Origin of the sequence: Thiolapillus sp. (assembly GCF_048562965.1) — a bacterium.
Taxonomy (GTDB): Bacteria; Pseudomonadota; Gammaproteobacteria; order Chromatiales; family Chromatiaceae; genus Thiolapillus; species Thiolapillus brandeum_A.
Window position 1 is genome coordinate 1 of the sequence record NZ_JBHNMF010001528.1, and the last position, 577, is coordinate 577.

A 577-nucleotide genomic window follows, 5' to 3' on the forward strand; every position below is an offset into this window, starting at 1 on the left:
GTTTATTATGCGGATCGGCTACGCGAGAGTTTCGACCCAGGATCAGAACCCCGATCTCCAGCTGGATGCCCTGAAGAAGGCCGGTTGCGAAGAGATTTTCCAGGAGAAGTTTTCCGGCAAGAACGCAGTTCGCCCCGAGTTGGAGAACTGTCTCAGAATGTTGCGCGGAGGCGATGTGCTGGTAGTGTGGCGCCTGGATCGTTTAGGGCGGTCATTGAAAGATCTGGTGGGAATTGTATCTACCCTGGAAAATCGAGGCGTGGGGTTTCAGTCCCTGACGGAGAATATCGATACTGTCAGTGCGGGAGGAAAACTTGTCTTCCATATCTTCGGGGCTTTGGCGGAATTTGAACATAGCCTGATTCGGGAAAGAACCGTGGCAGGCTTGGCGGCTGCCAGAGCCAGAGGACGAAAAGGCGGGCGAAAACCCAGCATGACTAAGAGTGATGTTCGGAAGGCAGCAGCGATGCTACGTGATCCACAGATGACGAAAACTGAAGTTGCACAGCATTTCAGGATTTCCCGCGTAACATTGAATAATTCGCTAAAACGCCATGGCTACCAGTACCCCCTTCCA

1 protein-coding gene is annotated in these 577 nt (G+C 52.7%); it reads left to right on the top strand.

Annotation, left to right across the window (positions count from 1 at the left end; genetic code table 11):
* Positions 1–7 precede the first annotated feature (7 nt).
* Positions 8–577: recombinase family protein (locus ACOCD2_RS25320; protein WP_293650318.1), on the top strand; the 570-nt coding region annotated here is incomplete at its 3' end.